General features: G+C 45.6%; 16 protein-coding genes. 6 read left to right on the top strand and 10 right to left on the bottom strand.

The annotated features are described in order from the left end of the window. Window positions 1-2 precede the first annotated feature (2 nt). Window positions 3-1,382, top strand: coding sequence for a sigma-54 dependent transcriptional regulator (locus KO537_RS05485; protein ID WP_028761092.1), 1,380 nt, complete (start codon window positions 3-5; stop codon window positions 1,380-1,382). Window positions 1,383-1,398: 16 nt separating this feature from the next. On the opposite strand, the gene KO537_RS05480 is transcribed toward KO537_RS05485, so the two are convergent. Further along, entirely contained in the window at window positions 1,399-2,646 is a 1,248-nt protein-coding gene (locus tag KO537_RS05480) for an MFS transporter (protein ID WP_219234031.1), read from the bottom strand. A gap of 162 nt (window positions 2,647-2,808) precedes the next feature. On the opposite strand from KO537_RS05480, the gene KO537_RS05475 reads away from it, so the two are divergent. Continuing rightward, a complete protein-coding gene (locus KO537_RS05475) occupies window positions 2,809-3,690 on the top strand; it encodes a LysR family transcriptional regulator (RefSeq protein ID WP_028761094.1) in 882 nt (293 codons plus the stop codon). An 85-nt stretch (window positions 3,691-3,775) separates the two neighbouring features. On the opposite strand, the gene KO537_RS05470 is transcribed toward KO537_RS05475, so the two are convergent. The 4 genes from KO537_RS05470 to KO537_RS05455 all read right to left on the bottom strand — a co-directional run bounded on the left by KO537_RS05470 (window position 3,776) and on the right by KO537_RS05455 (window position 10,847). After that, window positions 3,776-7,672, bottom strand: a complete 3,897-nt coding sequence (locus KO537_RS05470; protein ID WP_219234021.1) for a S8 family serine peptidase — start codon at window positions 7,670-7,672, stop codon at window positions 3,776-3,778. 740 nt (window positions 7,673-8,412) lie between these two features. Continuing rightward, the gene (locus KO537_RS05465; protein ID WP_168824317.1) at window positions 8,413-8,814 is read right to left on the bottom strand and encodes a YbaY family lipoprotein; all 402 of its coding nucleotides are present in this window, start codon (window positions 8,812-8,814) and stop codon (window positions 8,413-8,415) included. A 1-nt stretch (window position 8,815) separates the two neighbouring features. Continuing rightward, on the bottom strand, window positions 8,816-9,682 hold the full coding sequence (tesB, locus tag KO537_RS05460; RefSeq protein WP_028761097.1) for an acyl-CoA thioesterase II: 867 nt from the start codon (window positions 9,680-9,682) through the stop codon (window positions 8,816-8,818). Between the two features lie 226 nt (window positions 9,683-9,908). Next, a complete protein-coding gene (locus KO537_RS05455) occupies window positions 9,909-10,847 on the bottom strand; it encodes an SDR family NAD(P)-dependent oxidoreductase (protein ID WP_028761098.1) in 939 nt (312 codons plus the stop codon). Window positions 10,848-11,189: 342 nt separating this feature from the next. Between KO537_RS05455 and KO537_RS05450 the strand changes: the two genes are divergently transcribed. Beyond that, entirely contained in the window at window positions 11,190-12,065 is an 876-nt protein-coding gene (locus KO537_RS05450; protein ID WP_219234020.1) for a 1,4-dihydroxy-2-naphthoate polyprenyltransferase, read from the top strand. 146 nt (window positions 12,066-12,211) lie between these two features. Here KO537_RS05450 and KO537_RS05445 read toward each other — a convergent pair whose 3' ends face one another. After that, a complete protein-coding gene (locus tag KO537_RS05445) occupies window positions 12,212-13,027 on the bottom strand; it encodes a class III extradiol ring-cleavage dioxygenase (protein WP_219234019.1) in 816 nt (271 codons plus the stop codon). Window positions 13,028-13,124: 97 nt separating this feature from the next. After that, complete coding sequence (locus tag KO537_RS05440; protein ID WP_173497696.1) at window positions 13,125-13,607, bottom strand: DoxX family protein; 483 nt, start codon at window positions 13,605-13,607, stop codon at window positions 13,125-13,127. A gap of 163 nt (window positions 13,608-13,770) precedes the next feature. On the opposite strand from KO537_RS05440, the gene KO537_RS05435 reads away from it, so the two are divergent. Next, the gene (locus KO537_RS05435; RefSeq protein ID WP_173243957.1) at window positions 13,771-14,670 is read left to right on the top strand and encodes a LysR family transcriptional regulator; all 900 of its coding nucleotides are present in this window, start codon (window positions 13,771-13,773) and stop codon (window positions 14,668-14,670) included. Window positions 14,671-14,815: 145 nt separating this feature from the next. Here the strand turns inward: KO537_RS05435 and gndA are convergent, their stop codons facing one another. From gndA to KO537_RS05420, 3 genes are all read right to left on the bottom strand, one after another. Beyond that, window positions 14,816-16,342, bottom strand: coding sequence for an NADP-dependent phosphogluconate dehydrogenase (gene gndA / locus KO537_RS05430; RefSeq protein WP_173243955.1), 1,527 nt, complete (start codon window positions 16,340-16,342; stop codon window positions 14,816-14,818). Window positions 16,343-16,768: 426 nt separating this feature from the next. Next, a complete protein-coding gene (gene sugE, locus KO537_RS05425; RefSeq protein ID WP_011789592.1) occupies window positions 16,769-17,083 on the bottom strand; it encodes a quaternary ammonium compound efflux SMR transporter SugE in 315 nt (104 codons plus the stop codon). 295 nt (window positions 17,084-17,378) lie between these two features. Then, window positions 17,379-19,337, bottom strand: coding sequence for a propionyl-CoA synthetase (locus tag KO537_RS05420; RefSeq protein ID WP_219234018.1), 1,959 nt, complete (start codon window positions 19,335-19,337; stop codon window positions 17,379-17,381). Between the two features lie 291 nt (window positions 19,338-19,628). Between KO537_RS05420 and KO537_RS05415 the strand changes: the two genes are divergently transcribed. Both KO537_RS05415 and KO537_RS05410 read left to right on the top strand, forming a co-directional pair. Beyond that, complete coding sequence (locus KO537_RS05415) at window positions 19,629-20,036, top strand: MerR family DNA-binding transcriptional regulator (protein ID WP_006082318.1); 408 nt, start codon at window positions 19,629-19,631, stop codon at window positions 20,034-20,036. Between the two features lie 140 nt (window positions 20,037-20,176). Next, the gene (locus KO537_RS05410; protein ID WP_113940993.1) at window positions 20,177-21,346 is read left to right on the top strand and encodes an isovaleryl-CoA dehydrogenase; all 1,170 of its coding nucleotides are present in this window, start codon (window positions 20,177-20,179) and stop codon (window positions 21,344-21,346) included. The last annotated feature ends 29 nt before the right edge of the window (window positions 21,347-21,375 follow it).

Raw genomic sequence — 21,375 nt, 5'->3', positions numbered from 1 at the left:
TTATGAGTGTGCCCAATTCAATTCAAGATTATTCTGTTCTCATCATCGACGATGAGCCGCACATAGGCACAGTTCTCGTGCAACTATTTGAACTGGAGGGCATTAAGGCGCTCGCCACCACAGAACCCAAAGGTATCGCTAAGTTGCTGCATAAAGATTGGGCGGGAATGGTGATATCGGATGTCAACATGCCACAATTAGACGGCATCAGCTTAATGCAACAAATCCGTCTGCAAGATCCCGATCTCCCCGTTGTCCTACTCACTGGTTTTGGTGATATTGCCATGGCAGTCAATGCGTTAAAACAAGGCGCCTACGACTTTCTCGAAAAACCCTTTAATAACGAACATATACTCGATGTGGTTAAACGCGCCTTAGAAAAACGCAGTCTGACCTTAGAGAACCGCAAGCTTAAAAAGGATCTCGAAAGCCAAAGCGTACCGGGCCCTCGTATTTTGGGTAACAGTGTCGGCATCAACCGTATGCGCCACATCATAACGCAAGTGATAGATACGCCTGCGGATGTGTTAATTGAAGGCGAAACCGGTACAGGTAAAGAACTTGTTGCCCGCTATTTACACGACCACAGTAGCCGCAGCCAAGCCAACTTTGTCGCCATAAACTGTGGTGCAATCCCCGAAAACCTGATTGAAAGTGAACTCTTTGGCGCCGAAGCGGGGGCCTTTACTGGCGTCGATAAGATGCGCATTGGCAAATTTGAATATGCCAATGGTGGCACGTTATTTTTAGATGAAATTGAAAGTACGCCACTGTCGCTGCAAGTAAAACTGCTGCGAGTGCTTGAAGATCGTAAGGTTGAACGTTTAGGTTCTAACAAGAGCATCAACTTAGATATTCGCGTGATTGCGGCTACAAAAGTCGATTTAAAAGGTCTGTGTGACACCGGGGAATTTCGCCAAGACTTGTTGTATCGCTTAAATCTGGTGACTGTGCCCATCCCTCCCCTGAGAGATCGCCGTGAAGATATTCCGTTACTCTTTTTACACTTTGCCCGCGTCGCATCGGCACGCTATCACAAAGCGCTTATTGCCTTAAATGCGGAGCAAAACGCGATACTGACTTCCCACGACTGGCCAGGCAATGTGCGTGAGTTACGTAATCTCGCCGAACGCTTTGTGCTGCTGGGCGGAGAAGCCGCCTTTGCTGGCACGTTAGGCAATACTCCAAGCCTGCACTCGAGTATGTCCCTGCTACAAAGGGTAGAGTTTTTTGAACGGGTACTGATTGAAGAAGCACTTAGCCACAACAAGGGCAGTATTAAGCAGACCATGGAGCAGCTAGAACTGCCCCGCAAAACCCTCTACGACAAAATGCGTAAATACGATTTAGACCGCAAACAGTACATTAATTCCGATGACTAAAGGACATATTTAAGCTTTAGACTAAAGCCCGTTTGACATGAGTTTGATGGTAATGCAAACGGGTGATTGCTAAGGCGATCAAAGCTAATAAGGTTAACGATCCCATCACCACACCTCGCCACTGTGCCTCATGCCAAAACATCATCAAATAAGGGCCGCCAATCGCAGCACCTAAGTAATAACAACATAAATAGAGTGACGTCGCCTTAGCTCGATCACGACTGGCCCGCATTGCAACAAAGGAATTACAGCAACTGTGGGTAAGGAAGAACCCACAGGCGGTCATTAAAAAACCTAAGCTAATGGTCAAAGTGGTATCAAACAGGGTCAGTAAACTGCCGAGCAACATCACGCACCAAGACCACTGATACAACTTATGTTGGCCAAATTTGGCGAGCCATTTCGCAGTAAAATATGACGCAATAGTGCCGCTGGAATAACACAGGAAAATCAAGGTGGCTTGGAAACGACTCCATTCATAGGGTGGAGCCATCAAATGCAGTTGAATAAAGCTAAATTGATTCACCATCATCATAAAGGTCAAGCCGCCAATCGCGTAGACCAAACGCATTTGCGCATCGGTGAGATGATGACTAAAGCCATGAAGATCTTGCGCTAAACGGGCGCGTTTTGATAAGGAAGGCTCAGTGTTACTGGGGGACATCGACTGCGCATCGGCAAGTGAAGGCAGCAAATAGTTCACTAAAGCCACCCCCGCTAACGTCACTAGAAACAGCAACCACATAGATTCTTGCCAAGATAAAAACTGCGACATTAAACCACCGAGCAGACGTCCAACAATCCCGCCAATACTGTTAGCCATAATATAAATACCTGCGGCTTTCAGCATAGTGCTCGGTGATAATTGCTCCTTAAAGTATGCCATGGCAATCGCAGGTACGGCAGCGAGTAATGCACCTTGTAGCAATCGCACTAGCACTAATCCATTAAAATCCGGCGCCCAGATTAATAGTAAGTTAGACAATGCCAATAACCACAAGCTGACAATAATTGGAGTGTGTCGACCGATACGATCTGACAGTACCGCATACAAGAGCAATGAAAAGGCTAAGGAAAAACTGGTCACCGACAGGATCAAGGTTGCTTTAGAGCCTGATACCGCAAAATGTTCCGCAATCAGCGGCAACATGCCTTGCATTAAATACAAGTTGATATAGACCACCACTGAAGCGACGCAGAGCGCCCACATCAATCGGGTGTCACGCTGTTTATTGTCAATCATAGTATCTAATACGGCTTGCACGGGAGCCTCGACCAAGTATCACTCATAGGATAGACAAAGATTATCACTGGGCATAACATAACAATAATAGATAATTTCTATCGTAATCATTGATTTTTGTTATAGAAATAGCGCACCAAAAGTACACTTCTTGCCACTGATAAAATAGTACGAGCCCGATTAATGGATATTCGCCAACTCAAACATTTAGATGCCCTTGCCAATACCGGCAGCTTTACCGCCGCAGCCAAGAAACTGAATATGGCTCAGCCCGCGTTAAGTCAAAGTATCAAGCGCTTAGAGGTCGCACTCGGCGTCACCTTAGTCAATCGTACGAGCAACAAGAATGATAAACTGCTCACACTCACGGCCGAAGGTATAGTCCTGCATCAACACGCCACTTTGATCCTAAAACAAGTTAAGCAGGCCGAAGCGCAAATCCGCGCCATGGCCAATCTCACCTCGGGAGAGGTCCGCATTGCCGTGCCGGGCATGCTGGGTTCTTTCTATCTCCCCTCGCGCTTAATGGCTTTTCGGCATAAATACCCCGAGTTGAAACTATCACTGTTTGAAGGCGGGACGCGGGATGCACTGCGCATGTTGCAACAGGAAGAAGTGGATATTGCGATCATTACCGCCCAAGACCTACAACCCGAATTTGATAGTCAGCTGTTGATCCGTGAGCAAATGGTGATCGCCATGGGTGCTGAACACCCTTTAGCAGAACATAGCGCTGTGAGTCTACATGACTTTTTCGACCATGAATTAGTGATGTTCAAAACAGGTTATTTCCACCGTGAGTGGATACTCTCTCAAGCCAAAGAATTAGGCAAAAAGCCCAATATTGCCTTCGAGACCAATCTTATTAATCTGATTAAACAGATTGTTTCCCAAGGATTTGGGATCACCAGTGTACTTGAGATGGCGATAAGCTCAAAAGATGACATTTTAGCCAAACCCTTCGATCCACCGGTATTTTTAAACCTCCATATTGCATGGAAAAAGCAGCGCCCCGTCAGCCAAGCAGACCGCGCCTTTGTCGATTTTTTAATGTCAAATCGCTAACCCAAACCAGCAAATACAAAAAGGGCTGATATCAATATCAGCCCTTCACTCTTACCATTAAACCTTCCGATTTTACTCTGAGGGTTTAGCCTTGTTTACGACGACCAAAAGCAAAAGGTAGCAACAACAAGCTTAACCAACCTAAGGCACCACCATCATCTTTCTTGGCTGGTGTTTCAGTCACAGATACAGACACAACACTTGAATCTTTATTGCCGTGGTTATCAGACACTGTCAGTTGGAATGAAACCGTCTGAGCAGAGCCACTCACGTTTGGTGCAACGAGATTAAGCTTGGCCGCATTAGCGTCAAAGTTAAAGCTGGCGCCCCCTAACTGAGTCCATTTGTAGGTCAAAGGATCATTGTTGGCATCCGACGACTTGCTCGCATCGATGAACAAAGGTTTACCTTCTTGGACAGTGGCAGGAGCTTCAATCACAGCTACTGGCGCCACTTCTGGAACATCAAATTGATACTCCTGCTTCAAGATTTCAGCCGAGTCGTTATTCACTTTGTTGGTCAATGCCACTATGTTGCCTTGACTCGCCTTACGTGGCACTAAGTCAAAGGTGACATCTAATGCCGCAGCAGCTGAGGCCATTTCGATAGTCCAAGTGATCTTATTGCCCACTTGTGCGCCTTGATGGCTAATATTAGCCACTTCGTGACCTTCTGGTAATAACGCCTCTAGGGTGTAAACACGGGTTTCTTGCGTTTTGTTCGCTTCAATACGTGTCTTCATCACTTTAGCGGTGCCAGGTGTTAATTCACCAGAAACAGTACTGCCTAGAGGAGGTAATACGTCATCACTAACGCGCTCAAATACGACCGGAATTTTAACAGGTGCGACTTTGTCATCAGTGGTGGTCAGCGTCAGCATAGCTATGCCAGCATCTCCCACTAGCATCGCTTGTTTCCATGCTAAGTTGACATTGAAATCTTTATGATCACCCGTAAGATTTGCAGTTAAGTTATCACCCGCTTCATCGTATAAGGTTACTTGTTTCAAACTAAAGGCATCATCCGCATCGGCTGCAGATGCCTGATAGTTTTGTACAACGACAATATACTCACCCTTCACTGGGTTCTTAATGGATACACTTTCCTTTGAACCGCCAAACGCAGAAGATGCCGCTATAGAAAGCTTGCTACCGTCTTTCTTATCGAGTATCACAAACATGTCTAAGTCAGGAGAGGTTGTATTACCGATTGATGCATTGAAATATAAAGCTTTATCTTCAACATTAAAGCTAAATACTTTTACGCCATCGGCCAAATCATCAAATGCACTATCGGTATTTGAATCCTGTTTCACACTTGATTCATAAGTAGCGCTTAATTTAAGTGCAGTCACTGTCGCCGCAACACCCGGTAGATCAACCGCTTTCAAGTGCGCCAAATTGCGTTCATCGGCATCACGTGAGGCTGAAACATTAACCAAAGCAGGTAAATCGCGTTTAGCTATCTTAGCTACGATCGGCATATTAGCCGTTGGGAAAGTATCGGACGTTAATACTAAGTTACCAAAGCCCCAACTTGCACCGACGTCAGTCACATCCGCAGTCACTGTAATCGTTTGGCTTTCACCTTTTTTGAGATTAAAGCTTTCTGGCGTCACAGTTAACGCGAATTTATCCGTTGCGGAAACGCCTTTTGCAGTCCAGCTACCATCAGCCGTTGCAGTAACAGTACGTGTCCAAGTACAAGTATCGATACAACGTGAATCAGCCATGCTTGGAATGTTTAGCTTACGTGGATCGCCACCTGTCGAAGGATTAGCAATCTCGTAGTTTAAGGCACTTTCATCCATCACTAAGCCCGTTTTTGCCGCTAAATCAACACGAATACGACCGGCTCCTACGTCAAACGGATCAGCAACGGTTTTACCATCGGCTTTTTTCATGGCTTGGGCTGTCGTTGACGTCATCATTAGCGCAGAACGAATGTTGTCTGGCGTCCAATCCTTATGCAGCGATTTAAGTAACGCACCAGCACCGGCAACGTGAGGACTCGCCATTGAAGTACCTGACATCAAAGTGAAATCAGCAGGATCTGTACCTGTTTCATCATGGCCGAATTGTTGGTCGGAATAAGCTGCGTAGATGTCACTGCCCGGTGCAGCGACATAGGGTACGAGTACATCGTTAGTCAGATTAGGTCCAATCAATGAACTGGCAGATAAAACATCCGCTTCTTTACTGGCAACTTTAGGGGTTGGAGACAGCGTGATTTCAAGAGCAGGATTTGCCGCCATAGCAGCAATCAATTCTAAGCCATCAATATCACCAATAAATACCGCTGGAATATTCAATTTATCCAGCCCCGACATAGTCAGACGCGCATTATTTTCACCATCTCTATTGAAAACAATCACACCCTTAGCGCCAGCGGCCATTGCGGCGGCCACTTTGATATCGAATGAGCAAACACCGCGTCTTAAAACGGCGATCTTGTCTTTAAAGGCATCGGCTGGGAACGGTTTACAGGCTTCAAAATTGGTCGCATCGATTGCGCCAGCATAAAGGGGCACACCTTTGAGCACTTCAGTTTGAACCGGACCAGAACCAGCAGTGTAATGATAGTTTTTACCATTAAATTCCACGGCGCGTACTATGTCACGGTTATGAGTCGAGTTAGCGACCGAAGTATACCAAGGTGCATTTTTAGGCGTAGAGTAAGGTGTTTGATTAATCGCAGGGCTCGTGCTTGTCGCAGCACGTGTGTTACCCGCAGCCACTGCAGCAAAAATCCCCGCATTACGCGCGGCTAAAAAACCTTGTTCCGTCGCACTATTCCACGGGTTTCCACCACCACTGATAGAAAAGTTCAGCACATCGACGCCATCTTTAATCGCATCATCTAAGGCTTTTAAAATCGGTGCGGTCGGGCAGCCAGAATAAGTGTCGCCCGCATTACCCGGATTACAAATTTGATAAGCTATAATGTTTGCATGTGGTGCAACACCTGAGATTTGTTTAAATTCAAGGCCTGTCGCAATGCCATCGCTTTCTAACTTACCTGTTTCACCTTGCACATAAGGCACATTCACTAGGATGTTACCTGCTGCGGTACTCGCAACGTGAGTACCATGCCCACCGTAATCCTCACCATTTTTAGCTGGAGGGGTGTCACCAAACACTTTTGCATCGTCGTAGTTATTTGTTATCTCAGAGTAACTGCGAACTCCAATCAACTTGTCATTACACATGCTCGCGAAATCAGTTTTACAATCACCAATATAGATGCCTTGACCTAATGGGTTTGTGTGGTCATAGCCATCTTGGCCAACATCAGCGAATGAAGCATGATCTGAGTTAATACCTGAGTCGATAATACCGACGATCACGCCTTCCCCCATGGCTTTCGTGCCCGTCGCGCTGCCATCCCATACATTAGGAGAACCGATAAGCGCTTGACTGACATCGGTTTCCATTTGCTCCATACGCTCGCGCTCAACAAACGCAACCTCAGGTAACTGAGCCATTTTCTTCGCTTGAGCTTGAGTCATGCGAACCGCCATACCGTTTAACGCATACTGATATGTCGTTAATGGTTGCAGATTGGTGCCAATAGCCGCACTCGCGTTAGCTAAAAATCGGTTCTGTTTTACTTTCAAATAACTAACATAACTTTTGACTTCAGCTTTAGAAGCATCAAGTTTACCGTTCACAGCAACTTTTGAAGTACCGTTTACCTGCACTCTTTGTGAACTAGTCGCTTTTAATCCTGGAATAGTTCCTTGGTAATTAGCAACCGAACTATCGCGTAAACGAACGATATAAGTATATTCACCCTCACCTAAATCTGCTTCTGGTACAAACTTAACCTCAGCTCCGGCAGCGTTACCGCGTAATGAAGTGACTTGTAATTCACTTGGAATATCTAACTGCAAGGTTTCACCCGTAGGTGATAATACGGTTTGTGCATTTGCCGCCGACGATAACAGTGCCATAGACACTGCTAATGCTATTTTAGTTTTCATTGTGACTTCCCTAATTCTTATAAGTTGTATGATTTATAAAACTCAGGTTTGGATGGCATGAAAACGCTGCAGCAACCAAAAACATCACCCGTAACTGACATTTTTTATGAATAACCATTCAATTTACTGTGATGATGATCACTGAGTTTTATCGCGACAATTTGTAACACGCGATGATACAAATTAAAACAGCAAATTAACAGAACGTAACTCAGTAAATGATGAACGACCTCATACCTTGTTAAAATAAATCCATAGAACCTTTATCAGACTGTTTTATGCCCCAACGATAATTCGTAGTGTAAAAATCGATAAAAACAAATAATACAAATTAAATCATAGAGTTAAACTCAACACTTAAGTGTCATCTCAAAAATAGCATTAGGTTAAACAGAATAAATCCCCGTAAATAAATACTCTTTTTTATAAATATCATTAGTTACAAAATAAACACAAAAGACCCCAAATAAAACAATAAAGAATCAAAAATGAAACATTAAATTAATAAATTGTATGCATTTTGTATTTGTATAATATTTTACAAAATGATACCCCTTATAAAAATTAACTAACTTATGCATTAATATTCTTAATCCTGTATAGAGCAAATTAATACTTAATCTCACATTTACAGCATAGCAAGCGGATTATTGACCACAAAAAAGCCCTTTCAATATCGAATTGAAAGGGCAAAATCTTCATCAATATAAAAACAATATTATTGCAGTTGTGGCCAGTGGTTAATTCGCCATCACCGCCTTCATTAACACTTCTGTCGTGAACTTATCATTATTGATAACTGGGAACCTGTCATAGGTTTGGAAGATCACTTGGTCTTGAAACTTGATCATCGCCACTACGCCATATTGGATACTTTTATCGATCGATTTAGCGGGCAGTGTAAATTTAAATGGCACAGGTGCTCTGGCGATATTGAAGGTTTTTTGTGCGACGACGACACCTGGAGTATTCAAATCAATAATGGCAATAATGATTTGGCAGCCTTGAGGTAATGGGATCTTCTCTAGATAGCCAGCTGCGCCATTGATGATAATCGGTTGTTCAGGTGTTACAGTCACGCAGCCATTGAGCAAGACAGCCATGAGAGAGAACAATATAAACGATTTTATTTTCAGATACATACTAACGTCCTTTTACCATGCGTATCAGGCCTTCTTGGGTAGAAGAAGCCACTAACTCGCCTTGTTGATTGAAAAACTGCCCTCTGACGTAACCTCTGCCACCGCTAGCATTAGGGCTATCGATACTGTAAAGCAACCACTCTCCCATATTAATCGGGCGGTGGAACCACATCGCATGGTCGATCGTCGCCATTCGTACCCCAGGACTTAAGAAGGATACACCGTGGGGCTGAGCTGCCGTGACTAAAAAGTTAAAGTCTGAGGCATAGGCGAGTAAATATTCATGGATATGGGCATCATTTGGCATAGGACCATTAGCCCTCATCCAAACATAACGGTACGGCTCGGTTTCTTTAGGCGCAAAAGGGTGTAGTGGATTGACCAATCGCATCTCAATTGGCGCATCGGCCATAAACTTTTCAAGTATGCTCGGCGGTACTTTATCCCGCATCGTCAGCGCCAATTCCTGCTGATTCAACAAACCTTCAGGTCCGGGCACTTGCGGCATAGCGGCTTGATGACTAAAGCCTTCCTCAGGTTCTTGGAAGGAGCAGGTCATATGAAAAATAGGGCGACCTTTTTGAATAGCACTAACCCGACGAGCGCTAAAACTACCGCCATCACGCATATTTTCTACTTCGTAAACAATCGGCAACTTCTCGTCACCTGCACGTAAAAAGTAGGAGTGTAATGAATGGATCTTACGCTCAGCAGCTACTGTCTGTTTTGCGGCGCTCAGTGCTTGGCCCATCACTTGACCACCAAACACATGCCCAAAACCCAGATCTTGGCTTTGACCACGAAAGAGGCCAATTTCAATTTGCTCAAGGGAAAGTAATGATAAAAGATCGTCTAATACCTGACTCATGGGATCCTACTGCGTAATTAGCAATTAATCTTAAAGGGTAACTCAGTTAGCCTTAGGCTGACCAGTCTTCTATCGATTATTCACAATCAAATCATCACTCCAACGGTGAGGAATTAAACGAGGCACGCTGGATTATCATGTTGTTTATTGTGGTTAGCATCTACGGCCATTTACTGCATTTAAATCGCTATAGATGCAGGCTTAGTTCAAATACAAGCATGATGAATCAATCGATTTTAATGTGATGTTCTAGCGCACTTAACTTAGACCAAGACAACACTTTATCCTCTCCACAGGAGTGCAAAGTCACGGGGAAGGATTGGTGTAACTGTGGCCACTGCTGCGCGAGGTTATCTGGCGTAAAAAGACCTTCATTAAAATACATAGGCTGAAATTCGACAAACATGCCGTGGCTAACACTGCCCGCTCCGGCGAGTAGATGTTGACCATTTGGCGCCTGTTCACTCACCAAGAAAGCCGTAGTAGCAGTTAATGATTCAAAGGAAAATAGCGGCTGAATCGCACTCGCTAAATGTTTGGCCGTCATCGCAGTTACGGCCTGAGGGCATAAACTATTGACTCGAATATTATGGATTTCACCTTCTAATGATAAGCTATTCACCATGCCGACCAGCGCCATCTTGCTTGCACTAAAACCAACTTGGTGCAAGTCACCGAACAAGGCCGAGGCTCCCGTTGTCATCATTATCCGGCCAAAATGCTGTTGTTGCATATAAGGCCAAACAGCTTGAGTGAGATAAAAGCTGCCATTGAGATCGACATCCAATTGCCGTTGCCACTGCTCAAGTTTAATGTGCTCAAAGGGACAAGCACCATAAACGCCCGCGTTATTAATCAAGATATCAATGCGATGCCAGCGTAGGATCACCTCTTCAATCATGCTATTCACTTCATTTCGCTGACTCACATCAAGCACAAAATAAATGCAATCTCCACCGAGTTTAATAATGCTGCAATAGGTCTGCATTAATTCTAAGTTAGCTTGGCTCGTCTGAGCGCCGTCGGTGGAAATTGACTCATAAGACGATAACGGCTGGTCGACGAGTATCACTTTTGCCCCCCGTTCAGCCAACATGATGGCATACGCTCGACCTAACCCAGCCGCAGCCCCAGTGACTAATGCCACCTGATTGTCAAAACGCATCCAAATATGTCCTTATCGGCATTGTTGTAGCGGCAAAAAATAACGAGCATAGGGTAGCAACCGCCTATGCTATCTACTAAACAGAGTATTTAGCGTTATGCCTATGTCATGGACAGCACAAAGCCTCCATAAACATTAACTATGGAAACACAGACTTTTTTGATTTTCTTTGAACTTAACGACAAATCTCATCCTGCATCAGTGAACATATGTGCGCCAATTCAAACTCTGTTAAATGCGTTTATTAGATAGTGCTCACTTTCGTGTTAAATCTTGTTATGCTATGCGCTAATTGAGCCCTTGCTCGGTACCATTTCCATTTACCAATAACGACTGGACGCCATGAATCCTTGGATTTTAGCAATAAGACCCCGTACGCTACCCGCGGCCATAGGTCCCCTACTGATAGGCAACATTCTCGCCCTGCATCTTGAGAGTTACAGCTGGTTAATCGCTGCCACTTCAATGTTGTGTGCTGTCTTATTACAAATCGCCGTCAACCTCGCTAACGACTATTTTGATTTTAAAAACGGCATAGATACAGACGAGCGCTTAGGGCCCGTTCGCGTGACTCAAAGTGGTTTAATTTCACCAACAAGCGTTCGCAATGCCATGATATTATGTCTCTTAATGGCGCTTGCCGTGGGATCATATCTGATTTGGCACGGAGGCTGGCCCATCGCCATTCTCGCCGCAGCCGCTATTTTAGGTGCTCTTGGCTACAGTGGTGGCCCCTATCCCCTCGCCTCCCATGGGCTCGGTGAAGTCGCGGCATTTGTCTTTTTTGGCTTAGTTGCAGTGGTGGGCAGTTATTATTTGCAGGCGGGCGATACGACTATTAATGCTTGGTTATTAGGCTGTGCAATTGGCTTATTCAACGCTGCGATTATGTTGGTGAATAACACTCGCGATATCCGTACCGACACCCAAGCGGGCAAGCATACTCTAGCGGTACGTATTGGCGAAGCTCAGGCAAAAGTGCTTTATCAAGCTTTAATCTATTTGCCCTTTGGCTTAGTCATCGCTGGCTTTTTATTCGGTATTTTACCCGGCTTACCAGTACTACTTGCGGGATTATCTCTGCTTATTGCCCGCAAACTCAGTAGCGATTTTTATGCAGTTTCTGGTGAAGCCTTAAATCCGTTACTCGGCCGCACAGCTAAGTTAACCATGATTTTCAGTACCTTGTTTAGCGTAGGTTTAGTGTTTACCGCATAAGAGTAAATCCGCTAAGCTAATGCTACACCACAGCTCAATGCTGAATATAAAAAGGTTCATATCTTCGATAGATACGAACCTTTTTTATTGGCCGCAGCACGACTCCAATTTGGCTTATTATCGACGAGGGAAATCCTACCCTCCATTTATTGCCAGATATAACCAGAGATCAAAGTGTTTAACAAAATACCATTAAAGTTGCGTTCGGCATGGGATGAACCATTATGGCCTGCACCAAAACACACATGTAGCGGTAATAAATGCTCTTCCCGCGGATGACTAAAACGCGCTTCAGGGGCTGATTGCCAATGAGTTAACGCTGTTTTTACCTCGGCAGAACTAACACTTGCCGTTAAAGTTTGCGTCAACCAATAATCAAATTCTGCACTGCGTCTTTGCACTGTGAGATCGCTTGAGAAAAATGCCCGCATATTGTGAAACGACATGCCAGACCCCACGATCAACCCCCCTTGGTCCCGCAGCGGCGCTAAAGCCTCCCCAATCGCTATATGGGTTTTAGGATCGAGGCTGTGGACTAACGACATCTGCACCACGGGAATATTCGCCTCAGGATACATCAACTTAAGTGGTACAAAGGTACCGTGATCGAATGCGCGTTCGCTATCTAAGCGGGCGGCGATGCCCTTATCCGCTAGCATATTCGCAATCTGTGCGGCTAATTCTGGCTCACCGGGTGCAGGATATGTCAGCTGATAAGCCTCAGGTGGAAATCCATAGTAATCATACAAAATACTTGGCTTTGGGCTACTCGACAAAGTCACCACAGATTCTTCCCAATGGGCAGTGATCAACACAATCGCCTTCGGAGTTGGCATTGGCGCTGTTACTGAAGTTAAAAATGCACGCAACTCCCTATGATTAACATCATTGAGCAAAGGCATAGGGCCACCACCATGGGGCACAAATAGCACAGGCATACGACTCGCGTTAACTTGCATCATAATCCTCTCGTGTTGATTAACTTATATCTGTACTACTGGCTTTAAACTCAGCATTTCTCACTTAACTCACTGTTCTACACAACACTTCAATGCATGCTTAAAATGCGGAACGACTCTGCACCAACTGCCGCTGAAATCGCACTAAACGCTCAATAATTTCATCCAGTTTAATAATCAGAAAGAGTCCTGCCGATAAGCTCAATGCCGGCAGTGCATTAATCGGCGCTTCATAGTTAAAGTGGAAATAAATCGCCCCCAGCATAATCGCCAGTAAACCGCTCGCCGATAGCACTCGGTAGTCACGTAGACACAATCCAAGGGCGCCAATCACTTCCATCAAACCAATAAAATAACCAAAACCAGTGGGAAGATTCATTAATGTGAACGGAACATGGAACATAGACACGCCAAATAACTTGGCAAATCCCGAGATGAAAAACACTATGCTCATCGCCAATGTGACGGTTGCAGCGGCGCGATTGAGTGTATTGGCACAAAGGAATAACTTCTGTGTATCAACCTCTGCAACTAAGCCATTGATACTTGAACCCTTGGTATTACATAAGTTTGAAAATCGCATCGCACACACCCCATTAAACGTGATATTTGCCGTCAGTCTTGGGTATAAATTCGCAGACGACGAGCGAGAATGGAATCGATTATGAGCCGATAAAAGATAAATAAATATGGAATAAAATCTAATATCTCATAAACTAATAATTTACGACTTGCGAGCAATCCCAGTGACCTTAGACCAACTGCTGATGTTTAAAACCGTGGCTGAGGCGGGCTCACTCAAAGCTGCTAGTGACAAGCTACATAAAACCCAACCCGCCATTAGCCAAAGTATCAAACAGTTAGAATCCCAACTCGATCTTATCCTGTTTAATCGCGAAGGTTATCGACTCGCTATCACTGAGCAAGGTCGAAAACTGCTGCAACATACCCTGCGGGTACTGAATGAAGCGCAAGAAATGAAGCAAGTAGCGAAGCATTTAGCCAAAGGTAACGAAGCAAGCATCACCTTAGCTTTTGAAGCCTCCTTTAATCTCGCTCGAATTTTGCCGATTTTAGAGCTGACTCAAAATGAGTTTCCCTATACCCAAATTATTCTCAAACAAGAGTTTTTAACTGGTGCACTCGAAGCGCTGAATCAAGATAAAGCTGAAATCATCATCTCTGCGGGCGGAATTGAACCCATACGTTCGAGCCATTTAGAATTAGCCTATCTTTTTTCCGGTAGCCTTCTCGATGTTGCCGCGCCGCGCATGCTTGAGCGTCATCCAACACTGACCTACGCACGAGAGCTCGTTAATGAATACCAAATAGTGATCCAAGATACGGGCTCAGGCACTGCGAATATTGAGTTTGGGGTACAGGCGGGGCAACGACGTTGGTATGTTAATGATTTTTACACCAAAAAAATGCTTATTCAAAGTGGTATGGGCTGGGGCAAACTGCCGCACTATATGATTGAAGATTCACTCAAACAGGGCGCGTTGATTGCACTGGATCTGCGTGAAAGGCAAAACAACATTCAACTCGATTACTATGTGATGCGAAAACCCCACTCACCTTTAGGCCCCGTCGCCAAAGCACTCTGGCAAAAGCTGATCGCCTTTTCATCTGAGCTGAATGCTTAAGACTTCAAGCTTCAGGTTTGGTTTTAGTGGCTTTAAATAAGGTGAAGTAACTAAGTTATATGCCCTTATAAAGTCATCGGCCATAAACAAAAATGCCCCTCGATAAGGGGCGTCTTTCATTTCAATAACAGGCTAAACCTTAGGCTTAAACCTTAGCCAAGGTGCGCTCTTTGGCACTCCAATCTAAGTGATATTTCTCGCCAGCAGGGGTATCGATACGCTCAAATGTATGGGAACCGAAAAAGTCACGCTGACCTTGGAGCAAGTTTGCTGGTAATGTTTCGCAGCGGTAACTGTCGTAATACGCCAGAGCCGAGCTAATACAAGGTGCTGGAATGCCTTGCATCACCGCAGTCGCGACTGCGGTACGCCATAGGCCTTGCTTTTCAGACAAGGCAGACGCAAAACTGTCCGCCATCAACAGATTGCTAAGATCAGATTTGTCTTCATAGGCTTGAGTGATTGATTGCAAGAAAGTCGCGCGAATAATACAACCCGCACGCCAAATTTTTGCAATTTCAGCAAAGTCTAACTGCCATTTTTGTTCATGAGCCGTCATCGCCATCAACTGGAAGCCTTGGGCGTAACAACACACTTTCGCGCAATATAACGCGCTTTCAAGGGCTTCAATCAACAGTGCTTTTTGTGCGTCATCGATAACAGGTGCATTTGGCCCAGCCAATTTCTGGCTGAGTTGTAGACGTAAGGATTTTTGGGTACTTACGGCGCGCGCATACACAGCTTCAGCAATCGTCGGCGCGGGACAGCCAATTTGTAAACTGCTCACGGCCGTCCACAAACCCGTGCCTTTTTGGCCCGCTTTATCTAAGATCATTTCCACCAGCGGTTTACCCGTTAATGGATCGGCTTGTTTTAAGACTTCGGCACTGATCCCCATCAAATAGCTGTTTAAACTACCTTTGTTCCAGCGTTCAAACACATCGCCCACTTCTGCAGCGCTCATGCCTAAACCGTCATGCAGCATTTGATAGGCTTCGCAAATCAACTGCATGTCAGCGTATTCAATACCGTTATGCACCATCTTCACATAATGGCCAGCACCCGCGGGGCCAATATAAGTCGTGCATGGCTCGCCTTCTGTCACGGGATTACCCGGCTCAAAGCGTTCGATAGGTAGCCCAGTTTTGGCATCAACCTTAGCGGCAATCGCTTTCCAAATAGGTGCCACGTGATGCCATGCATCGATATCGCCGCTAGGCATAAGTGAGGGGCCGAAACGCGCACCGACTTCGCCGCCCGAAACTGCAGAGCTGAAAAATACAAATTGCCCTTTGTATCGCGCTTCACGCTCAACAGTGTCAGTCCATAGGCTGTTACCTGTGTCGATGACAATATCGTCGGACTCAATTCCGGCAGAAATCAAAGCACTACAGACACCATCGACGGGGGCACCAGCAGGAACAGAAAGCACAAGAATACGGGGTTTTGTGAGACTGGCTAACATTTCGGTAAGATTAGCACAGCCAAGAATGCGAGATTCGAGTCCAGCACGTTCCTGTTTTTCTTGCTGTATAACACCATTAACTTTAACAGGATCGAGGTCAAACGCGCTGACGTGATATTGGTTATCTGCGATGTTTAGCGCAAGGTTTTTACCCATAACACCAAGGCCAATTACGCCGATATCATTAAGATTGCTGTGGTTTTGCATTATATTATTCCCACGGGTCACAGAGGTTAGAGCTAACCAATTTTGAGGGGTAATTATACCGATCTTTGTAACTTAATTACCAGAGACATACGATTGGCAATTTCGATTGTGCCGAAAGTACCAATCGTTTAGGTCTCATTTTATCTAGGGCGTGTTGACGTTTCAGGGTTGTTTTTGCAGCGAGTTGGCTGGCTTTTATGCAAGGCAAAGCCCGTGCAGTGTAGTTATTCTACATAAACGGGCGATAACGCAGCAGAAACGCTAGCCAAACGCTGCCCGAAGGGTTCGTCTGGCAAGCTCTTGCTCTTTGTCACTCGTCATTTGAGTAGAATAACTACACGTCACTCCTCGTTTCGTGATCACGAGCTTGCCAAAGCGAACAAAATTTAATCTCAAAACGTCAACACGCCCTAGTAGAACCGTCAATTAATGAGCAAGTTTAAGCCCTAAAACACCCAGTAAGATCAATATCAAACTGGCGATTTTAAGTAAGCTAACGCCTTCTCCTAAGAGGATAATTCCCGCAATCGCCGTACCCATAGCACCAATGCCGACCCACACGCCGTAAGCCGTACCAATAGGCAAATGCTTAACCGCGAGTCCTAGTAGCAACACACTCACTGCCATCGACGCTACTGTAAAGATACTTGGCCACAAACGCGTAAAACCGTCGGTATATTTAAGCCCTATAGCCCAACCAATTTCAAATAACCCCGCAAGAACTAATAAGAACCAACTCATAGTGAACTCCCATAAAGGGGTCGTCCCCATGTTAAATTAGGCGTATTTAGGGTCGTCCCTAAGCCATTTGATTACAGTAAAACTGTAGGTGATGATTTTACGTGATAACTGTGCGTGATGAGAATGCAAGACTAGCAAATTTGAGGTGAAAATTTCAATCTTTGATTTTGCCGAAATAAGAAATGCCATGCGCAAAAAGGTGATAGCAAGCTTGGTCAGTTTACTATCGCCTTGATATTTCAACTCTCTATAAGACCTTTACACTCTTTCTATAAAAGCCTTTACGCTCTATTTCTTACACTAAGGCATCGGCATAACCCATGCGAGTGAGCGCGGTATGCACTAACTCTAAGGTCTGTGGATCTTCTATGGTCGCTGGCGCAGTATATTGCTGATTATCGGCAATTTTTCGCATAGTACCGCGTAAAATTTTACCCGAGCGCGTTTTAGGTAATTTTTGAATCGCACTCACTAACCTAAAGGAGGCGACGGGACCAATTTCTTGGCGTACCAGTGTAATTAACTGTTTATGCAGCTCTTCATCACTGATCGTCACGCCTTTCTTAAGTACCACTAATCCGAGAGGAACTTGGCCCTTAAGCGCATCATCTACCCCAATTACCGCGGCTTCGGCCACATCAGGGTGTTGGCATAACACTTCTTCGAAGCGTCCCGTCGATAGCCTGTGCCCCGCCACGTTTATGATGTCATCGATACGACTCATAATGTAGAGATAGCCGTCTTCATCGGTATAACCCGCATCGCCAGTTAAGTAGTAACCCGGATACATAGACAAGTAACTATCTTGATAGCGTTGATCATTTTGCCACAGTGTCGTCAATGTCCCCGGCGGTAGAGGCAATTTAATCACCACATTACCCGAAGTATTGGCCGCAACTTGCTCACCTAATTCGTCCAGCACTTCAACCGCATAACCCGGCACAGGTAAAGCTGGCGAACCTGGTTTAATGGTAACTGGCGCTGTGCCCATCAAATTTGCTGCGACAGGCCAGCCCGTTTCGGTTTGCCACCAGTGATCAATAACAGGTTTAGCGAGCTTAGTGTGTGCCCAAACTAAGGTATCGGGATCGCAACGCTCCCCCGCCAAAAACACATTTTTAAGACAAGCTAAATCAACACCTTGTAGATATTCACCATCAGGATCTTCACGCTTGATTGCGCGAATGGCCGTCGGCGCGGTGAAGAAGCTTTTGACCTTATATTTGGCAATCGTGCGCCAAAATGCGCCGGGATCTGGCGTTCCCACAGGTTTGCCTTCATACATTAAGGTGGTGGCGCCCACCAGCAGTGGCCCATACACAATGTAAGAATGACCCACAACCCAACCCACATCGGACGCCGCCCAAAACACATCACCCGCTTGAATATCGTAAATATGCTGCATCGACCAAGCCAGGGCCACGGCATGGCCACCATTATCGCGTACCACACCTTTAGGCTGACCCGTGGTGCCAGAGGTATAAAGCACATACAAGGGATCGGTAGCCTTGAGGGCGACACAATCGGCCTTAGGTGCAGTTGCTAATGCGGCTTGCCAATCTAAGTCACGACCCTCAAGTAAATCGGCCTGATACTGGCTACGATTCAAAATTAGGCAGTGATTAACCTGATGCACTGACTGAGCTAACGCTTTATCTAACAGAGGCTTGTAAGGGATCACGCCCGAAGGCTCAATGCCGCAAGATGCCGACAAGACCAATTTAGGCTTAGCATCATTGATCCGAGTCGCGAGCTCATTGGCAGCAAAGCCACCAAAAACCACCGAATGAATCGCACCTATGCGGGCACAGGCCAGCATAGCGAAGGCGGTTTCAGGCACCATAGGCATATAAATCACCACACGGTCGCCCTTCCCTATACCAATAGATTGCATAAAGCCCGCGAGTCGGCTCACTTGAGCCTGTAACTCCCCGTAGCTAATGCCGTATTCAGTATCAGTAACAGGGCTCACATATTGGATAGCCACTTGATCACCACGTCCAGCCAGCACATGGCGATCAACGGCGTTATAACAAGTGTTCATCTCACCATCGGCGAACCAATGATAAAACGGCGCCTGCGATTCATCGAGCACAGTTTGCGCCGGCTTAATCCAATCGAGCGTTTTCGCCGCTTCTCCCCAGAATTCGGCTTTATTAAGCAAGGATGCTTGGTGCAACGCTTGATGTTTTTGTTGGTTCTGTTTTTGATTTGTGGCTTGCGCTACAGATGCATTTTGCTGTTCGGTCAACATATGTCCTCCAATCAGGACTGCGACTCACATCGTCAGCCGCAATAACTACCCCTTCCTGCTTCTATTATTAGCAAGGAGGTCTAAAGCCCACTATTAGACGTTAGCCTATAACCAGAAGATATTTGTGGTTTTATGTGAGAACACTAATTTAAAGCATACGTTTTAATCTCGCTGCACAGGCTTATGGCAATTGGGATTGACACTTTTTTGCCAACAGAATAAAAGCCAAAATCTTTACCTTTACGTAAACTTCATATATCTTGCTTAAAACTGATTATTTAGGGTGCATGAATGAGCGCAACGAACACACCACAAACGACTTACTCGATCAGTGATCTCTCAAAAGAGTTTGATATCACTACTCGTAGTATTCGTTTTTACGAAGACCAAGGTTTGCTTAAACCTAAACGCCGCGGCCAAACCCGTATTTATAGCCTCAAAGACAGGGTACGTCTCAAGCTCATTCTTCGCGGTAAACGCTTGGGCTTTTCTTTGGCAGAAACCCGTCGCTTGTTCGAATTATACGATGCCGACAAGAGCAGCACCTCACAGCTCAATACCATGCTAGCGCTAGTGGAAGAAAAGAAGTCCGCACTACAACAGCAAATGGACGACATCAAAGTCGTATTGATGGAACTCAATTCCGCCGAGCAGCAGTGCCGTTTAGCCTTAGAAGATAACAAAACGGCAAAAGCCTAAATCCCCGTTGACACAAAATCAAATCAATTTGATGGCGATAACGACTACGGATTTAAGTACAAGATTTAAAAGACTCAAGCACCTAAAAATCATAAAAACTATAACAATCTGAAATTAGAACATCTGAAAGGACACAAGCAATGAACTCTCTCTACACAAGTCTGAATTTTGGCCTAGGCGAAGACGTCGATATGCTGCGCGATGCAGTGCAGGATTTTGCCGCGAATGAAATCGCCCCAATTGCTGCGAAAGTGGATCACGACAATGCCTTTCCCAATGAACTTTGGCCTGTGCTTGGAGGAATGGGACTGCTCGGAGTAACGGTACCCGAAGAGTTCGGCGGCGCAAACATGGGCTACCTAGCCCACGTCGTCGCAATGGAAGAAATCTCCCGCGCATCCGCTTCTATCGGCCTAAGTTACGGCGCCCACTCAAACCTGTGTGTCAATCAAATCAACCGTAACGGTAATGCAGCGCAAAAAGCCAAGTACCTGCCAAAACTGGTGAGCGGTGAGCATATTGGCGCGCTGGCCATGAGTGAGCCAAACGCGGGTTCTGACGTGGTTTCGATGAAGCTACATGCCCGTAAAGAAGGCGACCGATTCATCTTAAACGGCAACAAAATGTGGATCACTAACGGTCCAGATGCACACACCTATGTCATTTACGCGAAAACCGACTTAACCAAAGGCGCACACGGTATTACCGCCTTTATCGTTGAACGTGATTCGAAAGGTTTTAGCCAAGCGCAAAAGCTCGACAAACTCGGCATGCGCGGCTCTAACACCTGCGAACTGGTGTTTGAAGATGTAGAAGTACCAGAAGAAAACATTTTAGGCGGACTCAATAACGGCGTAAAAGTGCTGATGAGCGGCCTCGATTACGAGCGCGTCGTACTGTCTGGCGGTCCGCTGGGGATCATGAATGCCTGTATGGACATCGTTGTGCCTTACATCCACGAGCGTGAGCAATTTGGTAAATCGATTGGTGAATTCCAACTAGTGCAAGGCAAGTTAGCCGACATGTACACAGGCATGAATGCCGCCAAATCCTATGTCTATAACGTGGCAAAATCCTGCGATCGCGGTGAAACCACCCGTAAAGATGCCGCAGGCGCCATTCTTTATAGCGCAGAACTCGCCACCAAAATGGCACTGGATGCAATTCAACTGCTAGGCGGCAATGGCTATGTCAACGAATACGCCACTGGCCGCTTACTGCGTGATGCCAAGCTGTATGAAATCGGCGCCGGCACATCAGAAATTCGCCGCATGCTGATTGGCCGCGAACTGTTCAATGAGTCGAAATAACGCGAGTTTAAATAATCTCTCACAAGTGA

Source organism: Shewanella sp. NKUCC01_JLK (assembly GCF_019345615.1).
In the GTDB taxonomy this organism is placed as follows: domain Bacteria; phylum Pseudomonadota; class Gammaproteobacteria; order Enterobacterales; family Shewanellaceae; genus Shewanella; species Shewanella oncorhynchi.
The sequence above is the reverse complement of the archived record's forward strand: the minus strand, read 5'-3'. Positions and strand labels throughout refer to the sequence as shown.